The 19,731-nt window shown below is 68.9% G+C and carries 12 protein-coding genes; 4 read left to right on the top strand and 8 right to left on the bottom strand.

Going from position 1 to position 19,731, the window contains the following annotated elements; translation table 11 throughout:
- Positions 1–37: 37 nt before the first annotated feature.
- The 3 genes from JRI60_RS15690 to fusA form a co-directional block, all read right to left on the bottom strand.
- Positions 38–1,963, bottom strand: a complete 1,926-nt coding sequence (locus JRI60_RS15690) for an ABC-F family ATP-binding cassette domain-containing protein (RefSeq protein ID WP_204226674.1) — start codon at positions 1,961–1,963, stop codon at positions 38–40.
- A 48-nt stretch (positions 1,964–2,011) separates the two neighbouring features.
- On the bottom strand, positions 2,012–3,496 hold the full coding sequence (locus JRI60_RS15695) for a DEAD/DEAH box helicase (RefSeq protein ID WP_204226675.1): 1,485 nt from the start codon (positions 3,494–3,496) through the stop codon (positions 2,012–2,014).
- A 131-nt stretch (positions 3,497–3,627) separates the two neighbouring features.
- Complete coding sequence (fusA, locus tag JRI60_RS15700) at positions 3,628–5,742, bottom strand: elongation factor G (RefSeq protein ID WP_204226676.1); 2,115 nt, start codon at positions 5,740–5,742, stop codon at positions 3,628–3,630.
- 291 nt (positions 5,743–6,033) lie between these two features.
- Between fusA and JRI60_RS15705 the strand changes: the two genes are divergently transcribed.
- Positions 6,034–6,378 (top strand): hypothetical protein, encoded by a 345-nt coding sequence (locus JRI60_RS15705; RefSeq protein WP_204226677.1) that lies wholly within the window; start codon positions 6,034–6,036, stop codon positions 6,376–6,378.
- A 181-nt stretch (positions 6,379–6,559) separates the two neighbouring features.
- On the opposite strand, the gene JRI60_RS15710 is transcribed toward JRI60_RS15705, so the two are convergent.
- Complete coding sequence (locus tag JRI60_RS15710) at positions 6,560–7,402, bottom strand: pseudouridine synthase (protein ID WP_204226678.1); 843 nt, start codon at positions 7,400–7,402, stop codon at positions 6,560–6,562.
- Positions 7,403–7,428: 26 nt separating this feature from the next.
- Positions 7,429–7,656, bottom strand: coding sequence for a hypothetical protein (locus JRI60_RS15715; protein WP_239470539.1), 228 nt, complete (start codon positions 7,654–7,656; stop codon positions 7,429–7,431).
- Between the two features lie 162 nt (positions 7,657–7,818).
- Between JRI60_RS15715 and JRI60_RS15720 the strand changes: the two genes are divergently transcribed.
- A complete protein-coding gene (locus tag JRI60_RS15720; RefSeq protein ID WP_204226679.1) occupies positions 7,819–8,805 on the top strand; it encodes a DUF1028 domain-containing protein in 987 nt (328 codons plus the stop codon).
- A 94-nt stretch (positions 8,806–8,899) separates the two neighbouring features.
- On the opposite strand, the gene JRI60_RS15725 is transcribed toward JRI60_RS15720, so the two are convergent.
- The gene (locus JRI60_RS15725) at positions 8,900–9,493 is read right to left on the bottom strand and encodes an SRPBCC family protein (protein ID WP_204226680.1); all 594 of its coding nucleotides are present in this window, start codon (positions 9,491–9,493) and stop codon (positions 8,900–8,902) included.
- A gap of 155 nt (positions 9,494–9,648) precedes the next feature.
- Positions 9,649–10,386 (bottom strand): RNA methyltransferase, encoded by a 738-nt coding sequence (locus tag JRI60_RS15730; RefSeq protein WP_204226681.1) that lies wholly within the window; start codon positions 10,384–10,386, stop codon positions 9,649–9,651.
- 370 nt (positions 10,387–10,756) lie between these two features.
- Here JRI60_RS15730 and JRI60_RS15735 point away from each other — a divergent pair, with 370 nt between their 5' ends.
- Positions 10,757–11,458 carry a hypothetical protein gene (locus JRI60_RS15735; protein WP_204226682.1) on the top strand — a complete coding sequence of 234 codons (702 nt, stop codon included), beginning with the start codon at positions 10,757–10,759 and terminating at the stop codon, positions 11,456–11,458.
- Positions 11,459–12,042: 584 nt separating this feature from the next.
- Entirely contained in the window at positions 12,043–17,757 is a 5,715-nt protein-coding gene (locus JRI60_RS15740) for an Ig-like domain-containing alpha-2-macroglobulin family protein (RefSeq protein WP_204226683.1), read from the top strand.
- Positions 17,758–17,824: 67 nt separating this feature from the next.
- On the opposite strand, the gene JRI60_RS15745 is transcribed toward JRI60_RS15740, so the two are convergent.
- Positions 17,825–19,696, bottom strand: coding sequence for an ATP-binding response regulator (locus JRI60_RS15745; protein WP_239470799.1), 1,872 nt, complete (start codon positions 19,694–19,696; stop codon positions 17,825–17,827).
- Positions 19,697–19,731 lie beyond the last annotated feature (35 nt).

The raw sequence follows: 19,731 nt of genomic DNA on the forward strand, positions 1-19,731 counted from the left end.
GAGAGGGGGTGTTTCACACAGTTGGTTTCTTGGGGACTCAGGCTCCGGCGGCCAGGTTCTGCAGCTCTTGCCAGCGCGTGTAGAGGCGCTCCACTTCCGCCGCCGTCACGTCCAGCTCCTTCTGCACCTCGGCCGCCTTCGTTCCGCTGGAGTAGACGCTCGGATCCACCAGCTGCGCCTCCAGCTCGGACTTGCGCGTCTCCGCGGCCTCGATCGCCGCTTCCATTCCGTCCAGCTCGCGCTGCTCCTTGTACGAGAGCTTCCCCGGCTTGCGCGCTGGCTTCGCCTCCACTCCAGGCTGCTCCGCCTTCTTCGTCACGGGGGCGGGCGCGGCCGCCGCGGCCCGTGCCTGGGCCTGCTCCTTCAGCCGCCGGTACATCGCGAAGTTGCCCTCGTACCGCACCACCTTGCCGTCTCCCTCGAAGGCCAGGATGGACGTGGCCACCTTGTCCAGGAAGTACCGGTCGTGCGTCACCAGCAGCACGCTGCCGGTGAAGTTCAGCAGCAGCCCCTCGAGGATGTTCAGCGTGACGATGTCCAGGTCGTTCGTCGGCTCGTCCAGCACGAGGACGTTGGCGCCCTCCAGGAACAGCCGCGCCAGCAGCAGCCGGTTGCGCTCGCCTCCCGACAGCGCCTTCACCTTCATTCGCTGCATGGGCACGGGGAAGAGCAGGTCATCCAGGTAGTCGCGCAGCGCCACCCGGTTGTCCCCTATCTCCACCCAGTCGTCCCCGCGAGGCGAGGCCGCTTCGTACACCGTCTGCTCCGGATCCAACGAGGCGCGCGTCTGGTCGTAGTACGCCACCTTCGTGTTCTTCCCGATGACCACCTTGCCGGCGTCCGGCGGCAGCTCCCCGAGCAGAACCCGCAGGAAGGTCGTCTTGCCCACGCCGTTGGGGCCCACCAGGCCCACGCGCTCGCCGCGCTGGAGCAGCAGATCCACGCCCTTGAGCACGTTGCGCTCGCCGTAGGACTTGCGCACGCCCTCGGCCTCGATGACGGTGTGGCCCAGCCGGGGCGCCTGCATCACCTGCAGTCCCGCCACCTTCGGCCGCTGGAAGCCCTTCTCCTCCATCAGCTTCCGCGCTCGCTCGATGCGCGCCTTGCTCTTGGTGCGCCGCGCCTCGGGGCCCTTGCGCAGCCAGGCGACCTCCTGGGCGATCCAGCGCTCGCGCTTGTGCTGCGCGATGGACGCGTTCTCCTGCGCCACCAGCTTCTGCTCCACGTAGGCTTCGTAGTTGCCCGGGTACGAGATGACGCCCCCACCGGGCTGGATTTCGACGATGCGATCCACCAGGCCATCGAGGAAGTACCGGTCGTGCGTCACCAACAGCAGCGAGCCGGGCAGCTTGTCCAGCTCGTCCTCCAGCCAGTCCACCGTGTCCGCGTCCAGGTGGTTGGTGGGCTCGTCCAGCATCAGCATGTCCGGCCGCGTGAGCAGCGCGCGGGCGATGGCCACGCGCTTGCGCAGGCCGCCGGAGAGCTCGGCCACGGGCCGGTCCCAGTCCTTCACGCCCAGCCGGTCCAACAGCGTCTTCGCGTGGTGCTCCGTGTCCCAGCCGCCCAGCTGCTCGATGCGGTCCGACAGCGTCGCGAGCTGCTCCATCAGCTTGCCCTGCGCCTCGGTGGGCGTGGTCTCCAGGCGGCGGGTGAGCTCGGCCTGCGCGGCCAGGGCCTCCCTGAGGGGACCCTGGGCCACACTCAACTCCGAGGCCACCGTGGCGCCCGGGGCGAACTCGGGCTCCTGCGGCAGATAGGTGACGCGCGCGCCCCGGCGGAGCTGCAGCTCCCCCGCGTCCGCGCGCGCCACTCCGGCCAATATCTTCATCAGCGAGGACTTGCCGGAGCCGTTCACTCCCACGAGGCCCACGCGCTCACCTTCTTCGATGGTGAGCGTCAGGCCCTGGAAGACGGTACGGCTGCCGAAGGAGAGTTGGACGTCGGCGGCGCGGAGCAGGGTCACGGGTGGTGCCTCGGATGAAGTGCGGAGGTTCTCGTCGCGGGTGCTTCTTTACAGCCACTTGGGCGCGCGAGGCCTCTGGGAAACGGCGGGCGGTGCCGCCGGGGCCGCGGCCGGGGGACGCTGCCCCGACTGGGTCTGCTGGCCGGCCGGCCGGTCGTTCCGGGCCGGACGCGCTGACTCCGCGCTCCGGGGGCCACCCGCGTTCCCGCCGCGTCCACCTCGGCCACCGCGCCGGCGGCGGCCACCCCCGTCACCGGGGCCACGCTGCTCGCCACGGCCCTGGCCGGGGTTCGGCTGGGGCCGGGCACGGACCATGGTCCCGCCTCCGGGCTGGGACTGCTGGCCACGGCTCGGGGCTGGCTCGAGCGACGTGGGCGCGGGGGCCGCCTGGCCCGAGCGGTGCGGATGGGCCTCCACCACCGGCACGCGCCGGCGGATGGTGCGCTCGATGTCCTTCAGGTACGCGCGCTCCTCGGTGTCGCAGAAGGAGAGGGCGATGCCCGCGGCGCCCGCCCGGCCGGTGCGGCCGATGCGGTGCACGTACGTCTCCGGGATGTTGGGCAGGTCGAAGTTGATGACGTGCGTGATGCCGTCGATGTCGATGCCCCGCGCGGCGATGTCCGTGGCCACCAGCACCCGGCAGGCGCCGGACTTGAAGGCCGCCAGCGCCCGCTCGCGCGCGTTCTGGCTCTTGTTGCCGTGGATGGGCTCCGCGCCGATGCCCGCTGCCTCCAGCTGCTTGGCCACCCGGTTCGCCCCGTGCTTGGTGCGCGTGAAGACGAGCACCCGCTGGATGTCGCGATCCGTCTGCAGCAGGTGCACCAGCAGGCCGCGCTTCTGCTCCTTCTCAACGAAGTACAGCCGCTGGTCGATCGTCTCCGCCGTGGTGGCCACCGGCGCCACCTCGACCCGCACCGGGTTCGTCAGGATGCTGTTGGCCAGCCCCTGGATCTCCGGCGGCATGGTGGCCGAGAAGAAGAGCGTCTGCCGCTTCTTGGGCAGCGCCGCGATGACGCGCTTCACGTCATGGATGAAGCCCATGTCCAGCATCCGGTCGGCCTCGTCGAGGACGAAGACCTCCAGCGCCTTGTAGGACACGAAGCCCTGCTGCATCAGGTCCAACAGGCGGCCCGGCGTGGCCACGAGGATGTCCACGCCGTTGCGGAGCGCCTGCTCCTGGGCGTTCTGGCCCACGCCGCCGAAGATGACGGCGGAGGTGATGCCGGTGTAGCGGCCGTAGGCACGGACGCTGTCACCAATCTGCGCTGCCAGCTCGCGCGTGGGGCTGAGCACGAGCGCGCGGATGGGGCGCCCGCGAGCGGGGGGAGGGGGGCGGCCGACGGAGAGCCGCTGGAGGATGGGCAGCGTGAACGCCGCCGTCTTGCCAGTGCCCGTCTGCGCGCAGCCGAGCACATCCCTGCCCTCGAGGACATGGGGGATGGCCTGGGTCTGGATGGGGGTGGGGGTGGTGTAGCCCTCGGCCTTCACGGCGCGCAGCAGGGGTTCAGCGAGCTTCAGATCTTCGAAAGTCATAGGTTCTCGGGGAAGCCCCGGAAGGGCCCGGCGAACAACGGGGAAAGCCGGGCCCGGGAAAATAAAGAAGGCGCCCCCGGGGGAGGCGCCTCCTTCAACAGCCTGGAATTGTCAGGCCTTGGCGCTCGTCACTACTTACGCGCCGCCTGCTCGGCCGCCAGCTTCTCCTTGTACTGCGCCATGAGAGCCTCGGCCTCATTGCGCGGCACCGGGGAGTACTTGGCGAACTCCATCGTGTACTCGCCCTTGCCCTGGGTCGCCGAGCGCAGGTCCGTGGAGTAGCCGAACATGGTGTTCAGCGGCACCTCGGCCACCACCGTCACGTAACCCTCGGCCGTGCTGGACTCGAGGATGGTGCCACGGCGCTGGTTGATCTGTCCGACCACCGAGCCCTGGAAGTCCTCGGGAGCCTGGACCTCCACCTTCATCATCGGCTCGAGGATGATCGGCTTGGCGGCCGAGTAGCCCTCGCGGAAGCCCATGATGGCGGCGGTCTTGAAGGCCTGCTCGGACGAGTCCACCGCGTGGAAGGCGCCGTCGTTGATGACCACGCGCACACCCACCACGGGGAAGCCGATGAGCGAGCCCTTCTTGATGGCCTCCTGGAAGCCCTTGTCGCACGCGGGGATGAACTCGCGGGGGATGGAGCCGCCCACGATGTCGTCCACGAACTCGTACTGCTGCACGGCGTCGGCCGGCAGGGGCTCCACGTAGCCGCACACGCGCGCGAACTGACCGGAACCACCGGTCTGCTTCTTGTGCGTGTAGTAGAACTCGCCCTTCTGGGAGATGGTCTCGCGGTAGGCCACCTGCGGCTTGCCGGCCACCACCTCGCAGTTGTACTCGCGCTTCATGCGCTCGATGTAGATCTCCAGGTGCAGCTCGCCCATGCCCTTGATGATCGTCTGGCCGGACTCCTCGTCACGGTTCACGCGGAAGGTCGGATCCTCCTTGGTGAAGCGGTTGAGGGCCTTGGAGAAGTTGGCCTGGGCGTCGCGGTTCTTCGGGCTCACCGCGAGCGAGATGACGGCGTCCGGCACGAACATGGACGTCATCGTGTACTGCACGGTGCCGTCGGTGAACGTGTCGCCGGAGGCGCACTCGACGCCGAACAGGGCGACGATGTCACCGGCACGCGCGTCGTTGATGTCGTTCATCTCGTTCGAGTGCATGCGGACGAGGCGCGGGACCTTGACCCTCTTCTGGTTGGCCTGGTTGACGATGAAGTCACCCTTGCTCACCTTGCCCTGGTAGATGCGCATGTAGGTCAGCTGACCGTAGCGACCGTCTTCCAGCTTGAACGCCAGGCCCACGAAGGGCTTGTCCGGGTTGGACTCGAGGATGACCTTCGCCTCGGCGTTCTTCTGATCCAGGGCCTCGTTGGTGACCTCGGCCGGGTTGGGCAGGAACGAGCAGATGGCGTTGAGCAGCAGCTGCACGCCCTTGTTCTTGTAGGCGGAGCCGCACATGACGGGCGTCATCTTCAGCGCGATGGTGGCGCGGCGGATGGCGGCCATGAGCTGCTCGTTGCTGATGGCGGCGTCGGCCAGGAACAGCTCACCCAGCTCGTCGTCCACCTCGGCGACCTTCTCGATCATCTCCAGACGGTCGGCCTTGGCCTTCTCGACCAGGTCGGCGGGGATGGCCTCCTCGCGGATGGTCTCGCCGCTCTCACCGTCGAAGTAGAAGGCCTTCATCTGGATGAGGTCGACGAGGCCCTGGAAGCGGTCCTCGGCGCCGATCGGAACCTGGAGGCGCACCGGGTGGTGGCTCAGCTTCTCCTTGAGCTGGGCGGCCACGCGCTCGTAGTTGGCGCCCGCGCGGTCCATCTTGTTGACGAACGCGATGCGGGGAACCTTGTAGCGCTTCATCTGCCGGTCCACCGTGATGGACTGGGACTGAACGCCGGACACCGAGCAGAGGACGAGGATGGCGCCGTCGAGCACGCGCAGGGAGCGCTCCACCTCGATGGTGAAGTCCACGTGTCCCGGGGTGTCGATCAGGTTGATGTTGTACTCGCCCCACATGGCGTAGGTGGCGGCAGACTGGATCGTGATGCCCTTCTCACGCTCCAGATCCATCGAGTCCATCTTCGCGCCGACGCCGTCCTTGCCACGGACCTCGTGGATCTCGTGGATGCGGCCCGTATAGAAGAGGATGCGCTCGGAGAGCGTCGTCTTGCCCGAGTCGATGTGGGCGGAGATACCGATGTTACGAACCTTTTCGATGGGAACTTGGGAGGCCACGAGAGTCGGTCCTTCTGCTGTATTGAAGTCCTGCGAGAACAGGGCAGGGGGCGCCCTTACTTCCCGCCGCTTGAAGTTTCCAGCCAAATCGGCATGGAGCCGGGGAGCCGTCTACTCCCTCTCAAGCCCAAGGGGAAGCCCCCCTGGGTGCTGGGCCGCTGGAGGAGCCCCGCCTACATTCGCCGTGTCATAACCCTGAAGCCACCTGAATACTTCTGTCGCCCCCAGGGATTTCCGGGGGTAAGGGTAGGAGGATACCCCCGGGCGGTTGCCTGGGAGGGGAGGAGTCAAATGGCGAAGCCGAGTGGATTCGACAGGGACATTGGCTACCTGATGCCCTTCCTGGACAGGGTGACCGCCGCGGCCGGCGAGCTGCAGGACGCCAGCGCCCGCGAGGAGCTCCAGCGCCTGATGGCCGAGGAGAAGGCCCGGTGGGCGCGAATCCAGGAGCTGCTCGGTGGCGCCTCCGGGCGGGGCACGTCCTCCGCACCTTCCGCGTCCCGGACCCCTCCGACCGCGATTTCGCGGACTCCGTCTACCGCGCCAGCGGTGGCCCGAGCCCGTGCCGATGAGATCAACCGGGTGCAGCCTCGCGAGGCGGGACTCACCGTGGGAAGTCTGAAGCGGCAGTCCTAGTCCGGGACTCGGGGTGGCGCGGGGGTAGACCCTCACCCTAGCCCTCTCCCAGAGGGAGAGGGGACATCACACGGTGAGGAATCAAGTTAGACCCTCTCCCCCTGGGAGAGGGACGGGGTGAGGGTATGGGGTGTACTCGGGTTCCCCCCAGTGCCTTTGCTCCACGGGTTGGAGAACGGGGTCAGGTACCCTCACCCTGACCCTCTCCCGGAGGGAGAGGGGATTGGGCGTAGCGGAGACCCTCGGAGACCTCGGTGTCGGTGAGGAGCCGGAAGGAGCCCTCGGGCACGTCCAGCTCCACGCCGCCCACGGCCTCGCGATGCAGGGCGCGTACAGGCAACCCCACCGCCCCCAGCATCCGCTTCACCTGGTGGTTGCGGCCCTCGGTCACGGTCACCTCCACCGTGTGCGCGTCGCGGACCCGCACCTTCGCCGGCCGGGCTGGACCGTCCTCCAACTGCACTCCCCGGCGCAGCGGCTCCACCCGCTCCTCGTTCGCCTCGCTGAAGACCGTGGCCACGTAGCGCTTGGTCAGGTGCGTCTCGGGCGACGTGACGTGCGTCACCAGCTTGTCGTCATTGGTGAAGAGGAGCAGCCCGGTGGTGCCCCGGTCCAACCGGCCCACCGCGTGCCACGTGAAGCCGGCCAGCTCCGGTGGCAACTGGGGCAGGAGCACCTCGTAGACAGTGCCCACCCCGTGCTGGCCCACCGTGGAGGTGAGCAGCTCCGCCGGTTTGTGGAAGACCAGCACCCGGGTAGGGGTCTCGAGTGACACGGGCAGCCCGTCCACGCGCACGCTGGCCCCCTGGGGCACCGGGGCGAGGGGTTGCTTCACCACCCGCCCGTTCACCGAGACCCGGCCAGCCTGGATGGCCTCCTCCGCCTCCTCTTGAGGAAGCACCCCGGCCCGCGCGAGCGCGCGCGAGAGCCAGTCTGGTTTCGCCTTGCCCTCCCATCGTCCGGGGTGGACGTGCTTGGAGGGGGAAGAGGGGGGGCGGCGGGCTGGGGGCTTGCGAGGGGGCATGCTCGGGGCACTGTAACGGCCGCGAGTCAGTGCCGCGACGGTTCGTCGAACGCACCGCCCTCGGCCGAGCCGGGCGTCGGGCCGGGCTCGCCCTGGGGCATGTGCCGCTTTTCGCCCTCGGTGCCCTCGGCGGCATTGGGGGTGCGCTTGGGCCCGTTCTCCTTCTCGGCGGGCGCCTCCCGGCTGGGGCGGTTCTCCGGGGTGTCGTTGGCCCCGTCACCAACGGCCATCCGCTCATAAGGCATGCGCCACATGGTTCGCTCCTTCCAGCGTGGAATCTTCAGAGAAGGTAGGGACCTGGAGCGCGCTTCACGGGGGAGCCTTCCTGGCCGCTCGCCGGACGCCAGGGGGGAGGAGCGGACTTGTCACCGGACGCCCGCTCGCTCAGGCTCCCCGGCCCCTTCCCTGGAGGACCCGTGGTGCGTTCCATCCTGCTGCTCATCCTGCTCGCGGTGCCGGCGCTCGCCGCCGAGCCCGCTCCCGTTCCCAAGCGGCCCGTCCACACCTACTCCATCGTGGCGCGTGACCCCGAGACGGGGGAACTGGGTGTGGCGGTGCAGTCGCACTGGTTCTCCGTAGGCTCGACGGTGCCCTGGGCGGAGGCGGGCGTGGGGGCGGTGGCGACCCAGTCCTTCGTGGATCCGACCTACGGGAAGCTCGGGTTGGACCTGATGCGCGCGGGCCGGGGCGCCCCCGAGGCCCTGGCGGGGCTGCTGGCGGCGGACTCCGCGAGCCAGGTGCGGCAGGTGGCGATGATCGACGCGAAGGGCAAGGTGTCGGCCCATACGGGGGAGAAGTGCATCGCCGCCGCGGGCCACATCGTGGGGGAGAACTTCTCCGTGCAGGCCAACATGATGGAGAAGGACACCGTGTGGCCGGCGATGGCCAAGGCCTTCCGGGAGGCGAAGGGCGACCTGGCGGAGCGGATGTTGGCGGCGCTCGAGGCGGCGGAGGCGCAGGGGGGCGACATCCGGGGCCGGCAGTCCGCGGCGCTCATCGTGGTGTCGGGCAAGTCGACGGGGCGTCCCTGGGCGGACCGCCGGTTCGACCTGCGGGTGGACGACAACCCCCTGCCGCTGAAGGAGCTGCGCCGGCTGGTGACCCTGCAGCGGGCCTACAACCTGATGAACGAGGGGGACCTGGCCGTCGAGCGCAACGAGACGGACGCGGCGCTGAAGGCGTACTCGGCGGCGGAGGCGTTGGCGCCGGGGAACGCGGAGATGGTGTTCTGGCACGCGGTGTCGCTCGTCAACGTGGGGAAGGTGGACGAGGCGGTGCCGCTCCTCCAGAAGACGTACAAGATGGACGCGCGCTGGAAGGAACTGCTGAGGAGGCTGCCGAAGGCGGGGCTGATTCCGGACGACCCGAAGCTGCTATCGAAGCTCCTGGGGACCGCGCGCTGACTCCCTCTCCCTTCGGGAGAGGGTTGGGGTGAGGGTACCTGACCCGGTTCTCCAACCCGTGGAGCACGGGGACTCGGTAGGACGATACGTTCGGCTACTTCGCCGTGTTGTCCGCCACCGCAGTGCTTGGAGCAGCGCCCGCGGCGGCCTGCGCCGCCGCCTTCGCCTCGGCGAGGCTCTTCAGCGTGGCGAGTCCCGCCTCGAAGTCCGAGCCCACCATCTTGTCCATGTCCATGAACAGGCAGAACGCCTTGCTCATGAAGTTGTTCTGGCCGGTCATCACCCACGTGACCGTGGTGTCGTTCCCGGCCTGCTTGAAGTGAAAGACCGTCTCGTTGGTGGCCGCGAACGGCTTGATGAACTCGAGCTCGAGGGTGAGTTGCTCGGGCGGGTGGACCGAGACGATCGTCATCTTGCCCTCGTTGGCCTCGGCACTGCTGACCCAGGCGAGCGAGTGGCCCACCGCGGCGGGAGTGCCGGCGTAGGTGTCCTTCCGGGCGGGATCGGGCTTCATGAACGGCGACCAGTCCTTCATGTAGCGGAAGTCGGCCACGAGCGCGTACACCACGTCGGCTGGCGCGCTCACCGTGGTGGAGCGCTCGATCTTGAAGGCGGACGGACGCGTTGCGATGAAGCCGCTGAACGCGACGAGGACAACGACGACACCGAGCAGGATTTTCTTGAGCATGGTGGGACCCTCACGTGGATTTCTGACTCGTCGAACGAGGCCCCGGGAAATCGACACGTCGATGATTTTTTCCGCCACCGTTCCCAAGCGCTTGGAATCACAGGTGTTTCATGAGGGTGACTCCCTCTCCCCCTGGGAGAGGGCCGGGGTGAGGGTCATCCCCCCGCGTCACCCGAGCGAAGCCGTTTCGCCAGGGTGTGCAGGGCGGCGAGCCACAACCGCGCCTCCTTGCGCGTGAGCCGGGAGCGGCGGAGCGGGGCGAACAGGTCTCGGAGCCCGGTGCGCCCCTGGGGGTTCTCATCCACGAGGAACTTCCCGGCGACGAGCGCCTGCTCCAGAGCGGACTCCACCTGGGCCAGCTCGGTGTCCGTGGCGGCCACGGGGAGGGGAGCGGCCGGAGGAGGCGAGGCGGCCAGCGAGGCCATGCGGAGCTCATAGGAGTACAGCAGCACGGCCTGGGCGAGGTTGATGGAGGGTTGCTCGGGGGCGGTGGGGACGGCGGACAGGTCGTGGCAGCGCTCGACCTCGACATTGGTGAGCCCGCTGCGCTCATCCCCGAAGACGAGGGCCACGGGTCCCTGGGCGGCGCGTTGCACCATCTCCTCGGCCACGGCTCGAGGGGACAGCCGCCGCTTGCCCTCGACCTTGCGCGAGCTGGTGCCCACCACCCAGACGCAGTCGGCTACGGCGGCGTCGAGCGAGTCCGCGCGGCCAGCGGCCTCCAGCACGTCCTCGGCGTGGACGGCGAGCCGGCGCGCGGGAGCGAGGTCCTCGGCCTCGGGGTGGACCCAGGTCCACTCGGACAGCCCGCAGTTCTTCATGGCACGGGCGGCGGCACCGAGGTTCTCCGCGTTGCGCGGGCGTAGCAGCACCAGTCGGATGGGCAGGGGCATGGGGCGCGCACCTTAACGCGGCTTGTGCGGGACGGGTTTGCGCGGGCGCGTCTTCGGTGGCGTCGTGGGGGTTGGGGGCCGGGGCCCTCAACGCGGCTCACTTGTAGACGTCTACAAGTGAGTGGCGCAACGGCCGTCATTTCCGCCAAGCGGTCGAAGAGAGTGGCGGGTCGCAATCTTCGGACTCCCATCCGAGGCGTGGACTCGTCCAACACCTGCCTCGTGCGCAAATCCTTGAAATGAGACGGCCTGGTCGTTGGCCCGCCAGGTGCTTTGTCTGGATTCGGGCCGCGAGACGGCAGCCCGGACTGGCCGCACGTCAGCGGCCAACTCCATACAACCTTACTCGATAGAAAGAGGGGGAGACGCAATGGAAGTGACTCAGCAGCCGGCGGTGGTGCAGTTGGCGATCAGCGGTGTCGGCACCGATATGACGCTCGATGAGGCCACCAACAACATGAACATGCTGGTGAAGCAGGGCAGCACCGCCGCCTACCAGATCGGCACCATCTACAACTACGTGGTGCAGAAGAAGCTGGCGGAGATGGCCGGGTACACCGCCCAGGAGTACTTCAGCCAGAAGGTGAAGGCGCTCTCGCAGGCCACCCTGAGTACGTACGGCGCCGTGGCCCGGAGCTTCCCGCAGGAGGCTTGCACCCTGTACGGTGTGTACCACCTGCGTGCGCTCATGCGCTACGCGGAGGCGGCGAACATCACCTGGAACTCGGACCCGGGTGACATCCTCATCGACGTGCTGCAGGACGACGGCAAGAAGGTGGTGAAGAAGCCGTTCGCGGAGTGCAGCGTGGACGAGGTGGAGCGGGCCACGCGGGCCAAGAAGACCCCACCGACGGTACGCGTGCCGGTGCCGGACCAGGCGCGGTTGCTGTTCTTCGCGGACAGCATCTCCCGCAGCTTCGACGGGGTAGCGCCGGTGCGCCTCTCCTCGCACAACGAGGAGGGCAGGACAGTCATCACCCTCCAGAACGTGCCCATGGCGGAGGTGCCGCGGCTCATTCAGGCGCTCCAGCAGGGACTCGAGGCCCAGCCCTCCCTGGCGGGGAAGCAGTAGGGCCACGGCAGAATGAGGTGAGGTAACCGGGCGGGGCGGTACACTGACCAGACATGGCCGGTGTTTCCTCCCCGCCTTTTTCGTTACTGCCAATGGTTCGACCTCAGTCGAGGAACCGGCGTTGCCAGCTACGGAGTTGCTCCCGGGAAAAGTCGAACCAGCGCCGCATGCGCTCCTCGTACAGGCATGGCTCCAGCACGCGAGCCAGGGCTCGGTACGATCCCATCCCGCTCTTCTGCTCGACGTCGCCCATTTCCGGCCCGGATAGCGGAAACGGGCCAAGCGCGTGCCGCTTGTAGACGTCTACAAGTGAGGCGGTTTGATGTGGTATTTTATGCGACATTGCTTGTAGACGTCTACAAGCGAGTGGCGCGGCGACCCTCATTTCCATTTGGCGGAGTGAGGCGTTCCCTTCGTGTTCGTCCGTTGACCATCGTCCGCGAGCCGCCCTAGCGTCCCGGCAAATTTCGCTCGGGGGGGAGGCGATTGCTCGGTGTGCTCCCAGCCGTTCCCCGACAGGCGCGGCGCCCGGCCCTTCGGCTCGCCGCGTGAACAACCCGAGTCGTCATCTTCCGGAGGAGTTCATGGGTCCGCGGTCTGTCCCGATCCCGAAGCCGCCCCGCGCGGGCAGGGCATGTTGGTTGTTGGCGGCACTGTTGGTGGGGGCGCTCGCCGGCTGCAAGAAGGATGAGTCCAAGAGCACCCCGCAGCCGTCCACTCCGGCCTCCACCCCGGGTGCGTCGGCCAGCGGCCCGTCCACGCCGAGCGCCCCTCCCTCGGCCGAGTCCCTCGCTCCCGTCATCCGCGAGCTCGGCTCCGAGGGCATGGTGCCGCGCGAGGTGGTGCTCGAGTTCCCCCGCGCGGTGGCTCCCGAGGACAACGAGGTGCGCAAGGGCACCGTCGTCACCGTGACGCCGGACGTGCCGGGCTCGCTGACCTTCCGCGGCGGCTCCACGCTCGTCTTCACCCCGCGCGACAGCTTCGCCTTCAAGACCGATTACACCGTCTCCCTCGACGCGCTGGAGCTGGGCGACGGCACCGTGGTGAAGCCCAAGGCCTCGGGGGAGTGGAGCCGCACCTTCACCACGCCCGCCTTCACCTTCCTGCGCCTGTCTCCCCGGCAGATGGACGTGAAGAAGGGCAAGGTGGAGACGGACCTCGTCTTCTCCGGCCCCGTGGACATTGCCACCGTGCGCCGCTTCGCCGCCTTCTCCGTGGACGGCAAGGCGCTGTCCGACGTGAAGCTGCGCACGTTGCCCACCGACCGGAACACCGTCGTCGCCGCGCTCGGCGGCGCGAGCCTCAAGCCGGGCTCCGAGGTGCGCTTCTCCCTCAAGCCGGGCTTGACCTCCACCGTCCGCAATGGGGGCACCGCTCCCGCCGGGGAGGGCTCCTTCAAGCTGCTCGTGGGCAAGCGCCTCGACATCACCAATGCCTACGTGCAGGAGGGCGCCACCGGTCACTACATCGAGGTCCGTTGCCGCGAGGTGGACGGCGACGCGGCGCGCAGCGAGGAGGAGGGCGAGGAGGACTACGACTACTACGGCGGCAGCGGGAACCGGTGCAGCCTGGATGACGACGTGGCCGCGGAGGCCATCCACTTCAACCCTGCGGTGAAGCTCTCCGTGTCGCCCTCGCGCTGGGGCTTCCGCGTCTTCGGTGACTTCAAGCGCGGCTCCTACGCCATGCGCATCGACGCGGGCGCCGTGTCGACGACGGGGGGCACCCTGCTGTCCACCTACGAGCGCTCCTTCTCCATCTCCGCGCGCAGCCCGCAGCTCAGCTTCGGCACCACCGGCCGCTACCTGCCGCGCAGCGCTTGGCGCAACCTGCCCCTCAACCACCTCAACCTGGATGCGGTGGACATCGTCGTGCGGCACGTGCCCCAGGAGAACCTCCTCTTCTGGATGAGCTCGGACGGCCAGGAGGCCGCCGACGAGCGCACCTCCAATGTGCTGCTGCGCAAGCGGCTCCCGGTGCAGGGCGCCCAGGACACGCTGGCCACCACCTGGCTCGACGTGGGCAGCCTCGTGCCCGCCAGCACCAAGGGGCTGGTGGAGATCACCGCCTCGGGCAACGCGGGAAAGTCGGCGGCCTCGCGCATCCTCCTCACGGACCTGAGCCTCGTGGCCAAGCGCGGTCTCGCGCCCAGGGGCTCGGACGCGAAGGAGGAGGTCTGGGTCTGGGCGCTCGGCATGGAGACCACCGAGCCGCTGTCCGGCGTCGAGGTGTCCCTGGTGAAGAAGAGCGGCCAGGTGGTGACCCGCTGCACTACCGGTGGCGCCGACGGCTGCAAGCTGACCGTCCCCGCTCCGGGTGTGGACACCGCCGAGCCCTTCGCCCTGCTCGCGCGCAAGGGCGACGAGTTCACCTACCTCAAGTACAGCGAGCTGAAGACGGAGATCGCCAACTCGGACGTGCAGGGCGAGCCGTACCGCTCGGACAGGCCGTACCGGGCCTCCCTGTACTCGGACCGGGGCGTGTACCGCCCGGGTGACACCGCGCACGTGGTGGCGCTGCTGCGCGGCCAGGACGACGTGGCGCCGCCGGCGGGCATGCCAGTGGAGCTGAAGGTGGTGGACCCCCGCGAGCGCGACCTGAAGAAGGTGACGCTGAAGACGAACGAGGCGGGCCTGGTGTCGCTGGACGTGCCCTTCGAGGCCTACCAGGACACGGGCGCCTACCGCGTGGTGCTGAGCGTGGCCGACAAGCAGGTGGCCGCGTATGGCCTCAACGTGGAGGAGTTCGTCCCCGAGCGCATGAAGGTGACGGCGCGCGCCGAGAAGCCCGGCTACCTGCAGGGGGAGGAGGTACCGCTGACGGTGGAGGCCGCGTACCTCTTCGGCGGCTCGGCGGAGAGCAGCCCGGTGGAGGTGACGTGCCGGCTGGTGCCGTCCGTCTTCAGCCCGAAGGACAATGCCCAGTACGCCTACGGCGTGTGGCGTCCGGAGGGCTCGGAGGTGAAGGCCACCGTGCTGGGGCAGGTGAAGGGCGAGCTGGACGCGAAGGGCCGCACGCTGGTGCGCTGCCCGGCCCAGCAGGACGCGGGCGGCTTCAAGGGCCCGGCGAGGCTGGTGGCCCAGGCCAGCGTCTTCGAGGCCGGCAGTGGCCGCTCCACGCAGGGCGAGGCCACCGTGCCCGTGCACCCGGAGGCGTACTACGTGGGCCTCCAGGCCAACGTGGACAAGGTGAAGGCCGGCCAGCCCTTCACCGTCACCGGCGTGGTGGTGGACTGGCAGGGCACTCCCTACGGCAAGGCGGTCAAGCCCCTCGAGGTGGAGTACCTGCGGCTGGACGAGGAATACGGCTACTTCTACGACGAGGAGTCCGGCGAGGAGCGCTACCAGCGCCACCTGCGCCCCGTGCGCGAGGGCCGCACCACCGCGAAGCCCGAGGGCGGCAAGTTCTCCTTCCAGGTGACGCCCTCCACGGACGCCGCGGGCTACGTGGTGCGCGTGAAGTCCGGCGCGGCGCAGACGGACCTGCAGCTCGAGGGCAACGGCCGCTACTACTGGTCGGATGAGTCCTCCTCGCGGGTGGACCAGACGCCCCGTCCGGCCCGGCCCACGTCGCTCGCGGTGGAGCTGCCGGGCTCGGCGAAGGTGGGGGACTCCATCACCGTGAAGGTGAAGGCGCCCTACCGTGGCCGCATGCTCTTCACCGCCGAGACCGACGGTGTGCAGGCCGCCGAGTGGAAGGCCGTGGAGCCCGGTGAGGTGTCGTGGAGCTTCAAGCCCTCGGCCTTCGCGCCCAACGTCTACGTCAGCGCCTTCCTGGTGAAGGATCCGCACCTCGAATCCGCCCAGGCCTTCATGCCGGACCGGGCCTTCGGTGTGGCCAGCATGACGCTGGAGCCGGTGGACTACGTGCAGTCCGTCACGTTGAACGTGCCCAAGGAGGTGCGCTCCAACGACAACCTCCCGGTGGACCTGGAGCTGGGCTCCGTGGAGCCGGGCACCTTCGCCACCGTGGCCGTGGTGGACGAGGGCATCCTCTCCCTCACGCGCTTCCAGAGCCCGGACCCCCTCCAGACGCTCTTCACCAAGCGGGCCCTGGGCGTGCAGACGTACGAGACGCTCGGGTGGACGCTGCTGATTCCGCCCGCGGGCGCCAGCCGCTCCACCGGTGGTGACGAGGGCGGTGACGCCTCGGGCCGTGTGCAGCCGGTGAAGCCCGTGGCCCTCTGGAGCGGCGTGCTGCCGGTGCCCTCCAACGGCAAGCTGCGCGTCCCCTTCAAGCTGCCCCAGTACCGAGGCGCGGTGCGCGTCATGGTGGTGACGAGCGGCCCCAAGCGCATCGGCCACGCCAGCGCGCAGGTGCTCGTGCGCGACCCGCTCGTGCTCCAGACGACGCTGCCCCGCTTCCTCAGCCAGGGTGACGAGATTCAAATCCCCGTCTTCGTCACCAACCTCTCCGGCAAGCCGCAGGACGTGAAGGTGTCCCTCTCCGCGGAGAACCTCGCGGTGCCGGGCATGGCCATGCCCGCGTCCATGGCCTCACCGCTGCAACTGCTCGGCAAGAGCGAGGGCAAGGTGCGGCTGGAGGACGGCAAGGCGGCCACGCTCGTCTTCCAGGCCAAGGCGGTGCAGGCCGTGGGCGCCGCCCGCCTCAAGGTGACGGCCGAGGGCGGTGGACACACCTCCTTCGAGCAGCTCGACGTGCCCTTCCTCCCCTCGGGCCCGCGCGAGCGCAAGGTGCAGCGCATCGAGCTGGCCGCCGGCACGTTGGACCTGTCCCAGTACCTCGAGGGCTGGCTGCCCACCAGCGAGCGCTCGACGATCTGGGTGACCACCAACCCCTACGCCGAGTCCTTCCAGCACCTCTCGTACCTGGTGCGCTACCCGTACGGCTGCATCGAGCAGACGACGTCCTCCACCCGCCCGCTGCTCTACGTCTCCGAGCTCATCGACAGCGTGGACCCGACGCTCACCGCCAGCGCGAAGCTGGAGGACATGGTGATGTCGGGCGTGAACCGGGTGCTCTCCATGCAGACGCCCTCGGGCGGCTTCAGCTACTGGCCGGGTGCCACCGAGCCGGTGGAGTGGGGCTCCGCCTACGCCACGCACATGCTCCTGGACGCGCAGAAGCGGAAGTACGCCGTCCCGCAGGACCGCATCGACAGTGCGATCGAGTGGATGAACCAGCAGGTGTCTCGCCGCGAGGGCCGCTCCGGCTCGGGGTCCTATAACGATGGCTCCGAGGCCTACATGCACTACGTGCTGGCCATGGCCGGCAAGGGCCACAAGGCGCGCGTGCAGAAGCTCATCGATCAGCTCGGGAGCCAGAAGTTCTACAGCAACAGCCAGCGCGCCGAGCAGGACTTCATGCTCAAGGCGGCGCTGTACCTGGCGGGGGATCGCCGCTACGAGAAGGACCTGCGCAACCCGGACATCTCGGTGGTGGCGGACGAGCGGTGGAACGGCTGGTCCTTCTACTCGGACCGGCGCCGGCGCGGCTTCATGCTGAGCACGTTCCAGGACCTGTTCGGGGACGACCCGGCGGGCGAGCCGCTCGCGCAGCGCGTGGCCGAGGCCCTCAAGGAGCCGCACAGCGGCTACTACACCACGCAGGAGCTGGTCTGGGGCATCACCGGCCTGGGCAAGCGCGTGACGGGGGCTGCCTCGAAGTTCTCCCCGCCCGTGTTGACGGCGGACGGCAAGGAGGTGGCCACCAAGGACGGCGTGAAGCAGCGTGCCTCGGACCGCACGTGGGCGCTGGTGCGCGCGAGCGAGCGCAAGGGCCTCAACCTCAAGGTCCCGGAAAAGGGCGAGGGCAAGCTCTACCTGGTGCTGGCCAGCGAGGGCGTGCGCGCGGACGGGCAGTACCGCGTGGGCGGCGAGGGGCTCACCCTCGAGCGCTCCTACCGCAACCTGGAAGGCGACACGCTCGACGTGCAGGGCAGCGGTCCGGTGAACCTGGCGGACCTCGTCTACGTGCAGGTTCGCATCAAGAACACCTCGGGTGAGCGCATCCAGAACATCGCCCTGGTGGACCGGTTGCCGGCGGGCTGGGAGATCGAGAACGCGCGGCTCGGACGCGGCGGCCAGGTGGAGTGGGCCTCCAGCGAGGAGCAGTGGAGCGCGGACTACGTGAACATCCGGGACGACCGGGTGGAGGTCTTCGGCAGCCTGGACGCGGGCGAGACGAAGACGGTGGTCTACGCGGTGCGCGCGGTGACGTCCGGGAAGTTCACGCTGCCGCCGGTCGAGGCGGAGGCGATGTACGACCCGCGTATCTGGGCGCGCGAGGCGGGTGGCACCGTCGAGGTCTCCGGACCCTGGGCGGACTTCCTGCTGTAGTCACCCGGAAGACGACCGGCGCGGCTGCCAGGACTGGCCGCCGCGCCGGTGTGGGGGGATGGGGAGTCTACCTGCCCTCCCTGCCCGCGCCGCGCAGCCGTGTCCGTACCAGCTCCTGGAGCTCCTGGGTGGAGAACGGCTTCTCGAGCCGGGAGTTCCCGATGCGCTCCATGAACGCGCGGGCATCGGGCGTGAAGGCACCCCCCGTCATGAACACCATGCGCTCGGCCAGCTCGGGCAGGCGGTATGAGAGCTCCAGGTGCAGGTCCATCCCGCTCATCTCCGGCATCATCAGATCGCTCAGGATGAGGTCGAAGTGCTCCCCGCCCTGTAGCCGCACGAGGGCTTCACGCGCGCTCGTCAGCGTGACGACCTCGTGGTGGCGCTGAAGCGAGCGGCGCACGGCCATGCCGATCATCGGCTCGTCATCCACGACGAGGATACGGCCCCGGGCGGGCGCCTCATGGACCTGCTCCTGGGGAGCGCGTTGGGCCTGGAGGGGCGCGGTGGCGGCGCGCAGGATGAGCCGGAAGGTGCTCCCCCGTCCCACCGTGCTCTCCACCTCCATGCGTCCACCGACGCTGGTCACGATTTCACGGCAGATGGACAGGCCGAGTCCCGTCCCCACGCCCACGGGTTTGGTCGTGAAGAACGGCTCGAACACCTTCTCGAGCAGGTTCGCCGGGATTCCCGAGCCCGTATCGCGCACTTCGATCGCCACCCCCCCGGGATGGCGCCGCGTGACGACGCGGATCTCGTTCCGCTCCACGCTTCCTTCCGGGATGGCGTGCGCCGCGTTCACCAGCAGGTTCAGGACCACCTGCCCCAGCCGGCCCTCGTCCGCCTCGGCCAGGAGCGGCTCCGAGTAGTCCCGCACCAGCCGCGCGCGGTGCCGCAGCTCGTTCCAGGCCATGCGGATGGAGCCCTCGAGCACGCGCTGGACGTCCACGGGCTCGGGCCGCGCCTGCTCCTCCGCTCGCGAGAACATCTTCAATTGCCGGACGATGTCGCGCACGCGAACGAGGCCCACCTGGGCATCGGAGACCAGCTTGCGGATCTCCTCCTGGTCACCACCGGACGCCACCAGGCGCGGGAGCACGTCCGCCTCCAGGTGGCTGAGGTTGGTCATCACGTAGGAGAGCGGGTTGTTGATTTCATGAGCGATCCCCGCGGCGAGTGTTCCCAGCGATGCCATGCGGTCGGAGAGCATCAGCCGGGCTTGCATCTGCTTGCGCTCGGTCAGGTTCCTCACGATGCGCACCAGGCTCGGCTGGCCATCGAACACCACGGAGAGCTGGGCGATCTCCACGGGAACGATGTCGCCCTCCTTGCGTAGCAGGCGCAGCTCACACGGAGGAACCGGCCTTCCTTCCCGCTGGGCCTCGCGGAACTCGAGGGTGAGGCGCGCCTGGTCGTCCGGGTGGAAGAGACTCTCCTCCAGCTCGCGCACCGAGCGCCCCACCAGCTCGTTCGGGGAGTCCCACCCCACCAGCCTGACGAGCGCGGGGTTGGCATAGACGAGCTGCTCGCCCTGGAGCACGCAGATGCCATCGGGCAGCCGCTCGATGAGCTCGCGGAAGCTGGCCTGCGACCGGCGCAGCGCCTCCAGCATCCGCGCGTGCTGCAGGGTGTAGCGGATCGACCGCTCCAGCAGCTCCGGGGTCAGCTGCGACTTCGTGAGGAAATCGGCGGCTCCGGCTTCCATCGCCCGGTAGTCGACCTCGTCGTCCGCCGCGCCGGTCAGCAGGATGGCCGGGCCCTGCCACCCCTTGCCCCGGGCCTGAGCGAGCAGCTCCAGCCCCGTGCTCGCGCCGAGGCGGTAGTCGAGCAGGCAGATGTCGTAATGCCCCAGCTCCATCTCCGCGAGCGCCTGCTCGCAGGTGTCCACCCACTCGAGCACCACCCGCCTCGGGAGGAGGGACTGCAGGGCATCGCGCACCAAGACGAAATCATCCTCGTCGTCCTCGACGAGCA

Origin of the sequence: Archangium violaceum (assembly GCF_016887565.1) — a bacterium.
In the GTDB taxonomy this organism is placed as follows: Bacteria; Myxococcota; Myxococcia; order Myxococcales; family Myxococcaceae; genus Archangium; species Archangium violaceum_B.

What these genes read in the sequence shown, in the direction of transcription:
- JRI60_RS15710 (WP_204226678.1), bottom strand. Translation starts at nt 7,402, where the DNA reads ATGCCCCCTCGCAAGCCCCCAGCCCGCCGCCCCCCCTCTTCCCCCTCC.
- JRI60_RS15730 (WP_204226681.1), bottom strand. Translation starts at nt 10,386, where the DNA reads ATGCCCCTGCCCATCCGACTGGTGCTGCTACGCCCGCGCAACGCGGAG.
- JRI60_RS15725 (WP_204226680.1), bottom strand. Translation starts at nt 9,493, where the DNA reads ATGCTCAAGAAAATCCTGCTCGGTGTCGTCGTTGTCCTCGTCGCGTTC.
- JRI60_RS15740 (WP_204226683.1), top strand. Translation starts at nt 12,043, where the DNA reads ATGGGTCCGCGGTCTGTCCCGATCCCGAAGCCGCCCCGCGCGGGCAGG.
- JRI60_RS15705 (WP_204226677.1), top strand. Translation starts at nt 6,034, where the DNA reads ATGGCGAAGCCGAGTGGATTCGACAGGGACATTGGCTACCTGATGCCC.
- JRI60_RS15715 (WP_239470539.1), bottom strand. Translation starts at nt 7,656, where the DNA reads ATGTGGCGCATGCCTTATGAGCGGATGGCCGTTGGTGACGGGGCCAAC.
- JRI60_RS15695 (WP_204226675.1), bottom strand. Translation starts at nt 3,496, where the DNA reads ATGACTTTCGAAGATCTGAAGCTCGCTGAACCCCTGCTGCGCGCCGTG.
- JRI60_RS15735 (WP_204226682.1), top strand. Translation starts at nt 10,757, where the DNA reads ATGGAAGTGACTCAGCAGCCGGCGGTGGTGCAGTTGGCGATCAGCGGT.